Source organism: Microcystis sp. M49636_WE2 (genome assembly GCF_030065375.1).
GTDB classification, from domain to species: domain Bacteria; phylum Cyanobacteriota; class Cyanobacteriia; order Cyanobacteriales; family Microcystaceae; genus Microcystis; species Microcystis aeruginosa_C.
Genome location: NZ_JASJFG010000561.1, coordinates 1 through 1,673 on the forward strand (window position 1 = coordinate 1; position 1,673 = coordinate 1,673).

The window sequence follows — 1,673 nt, forward strand, 5'->3', positions numbered from 1 at the left end:
AGAACGGGGTTATACGGATAATGCCACCCCTTCGGCCAACGGAATTGCGATCGCTAATTTATTGCGTCTGTCGCGATTGACGGAAAATCTAGAATATCTCGATCGGGCCGAAAAGGCCTTGCAATCTTTTAGTACCATCCTCGAAGAGTCCCCCACCGCTTGCCCCAGTTTATTTGTCGCCCTCGATCACTATCGTCACGGTTTCTGTCTGCGGGCCCCGGAAAGCTCGATCGAGCCGCTGTTAAGTCGCTATTTACCCACTGCGGTGTATCGAGTCGATGACAGTTTGCCCCCTAGCACATTTGGGTTAATTTGTCAAGGGTTATGCTGCCTTGAACCGGCGGAAAATTTAGAACAGTTAGACCGACAAATTGCTGGGGTGATGGTGGGTCCGTCAATACTACTCGGTTAAGGTTTTTTCTCTCTGCTCCCCACTCTCCCAGGAAATAGGCTCTGGTGTTTGGCTTTCGTTGGCAACTTCTAACCAGCCTTGCATGGCCTCTTGAAGGCTATTGATGAGTTCATCAATACTATCCCCTTCTGTTATGCAGCCAGGGAGTGCAGGAACTTCCGCCCAGTAACCTCCTTATCGGCGGGAAAAAGGCGTTAAATATCCGTGAGTGGGAATGTCTTTTCTGTGGGACTTTTCATGATCGAGACATCAATGCTGCGGTAAATATCAAGGTCGCCAGTGGGCAATCGGAGACCCTAAATGGACGGGTCGGAAAGCGTAAGACTACCGCTAAGGTAGCAGCATCCTGTGAAGCGTCAACCCCATTGACGCGACTATCCTAAAAAGGTGGCGTGGTGAGGAATCACCGTCCGTTTACGGCGGTGAGGATGTCAAGGTTTCTCCAACTTCAGGATTTACCCCCAAGAAATTGCTTAATCTGGCTGCATAATCAACATAGTCTACCCCCAGAAGTACAGGGCAAATGGTGCTTCCCCACCATTGCCTTGCTGAGGGCTTCGACGGTGAGTTCAGCCGAACCGCCGAACGGTGGGGACTGACGCGGATTCGTTCAACTTTGAGAAAATTGTCGGAAAAGAGATATTAACTCGGAAAGCCATTATACTCAATGATCGAAGACTATTGGCTGGTGATCGATGAACCAAGACAACGAGATTAGTCATTTACTAGACCTCATGCCCGCTTCGGGACGGATGATGACGCGCATTGTCAGCAAACCCGAAAGCCCCAAGGTAATCGAAACTAATTTTCCCCTGCCCTGGCAAAGAGGGGTCAGACCAATTCAAATTAATTTTGACCTCTGGCGGCAATTATCAAGACCCCAACGGGATTTAGTCTTGTTAAGGGCCGTCTGTGTTTTAACGGCAGTAAAATGGTTTAAACCCGATCTCGATCGAGTAATTGCTCTGGCTGGTATCATCGGTTTAACCGTGGAAACCCTACAAACCGATGCCGTCGGTATGGCAGTGGCGGGGGGTTTAACTGCCTTGGCAATTAACCGGATTTGGCGGGAAAAACGCAGCCCCCAACGGGAATTAGACGCGGATGAGGCAGCCCTAAAAGTGGCCGTTAGACGCGGTTACACGGAAACCGAGGCCGCTAAGGGTTTATTATCGGCTATTGAGACTATAGCTGAAATTGAGGGGCGATCGAGTCTCAATTTTAACGAGTTATTGCGCTGTCAAAATCTGAAAAAATTAGC

At 49.4% G+C, this 1,673-nt stretch carries 1 protein-coding gene and 3 pseudogenes; 3 read left to right on the top strand and 1 reads right to left on the bottom strand.

What is annotated here, in order from left to right:
- Nucleotides 1-412: pseudogene (locus PX484_RS12985) on the top strand (thioredoxin domain-containing protein); the annotation flags it as partial.
- Here PX484_RS12985 and PX484_RS12990 read toward each other — a convergent pair.
- Nucleotides 401-586 (bottom strand): annotated as a pseudogene (locus PX484_RS12990) (type II toxin-antitoxin system HicB family antitoxin); the annotation flags it as partial. The pseudogenes PX484_RS12985 and PX484_RS12990 sit on opposite strands and share 12 nt — an antisense overlap.
- Before the next feature lie 2 nt (nucleotides 587-588).
- Here PX484_RS12990 and PX484_RS12995 point away from each other — a divergent pair.
- Nucleotides 589-795: pseudogene (locus PX484_RS12995) on the top strand (zinc ribbon domain-containing protein); the annotation flags it as partial.
- 312 nt (nucleotides 796-1,107) lie between these two features.
- The coding region (locus tag PX484_RS13000; RefSeq protein WP_288104155.1) for a DUF3318 domain-containing protein at nucleotides 1,108-1,673 on the top strand (566 nt) is incomplete at its 3' end.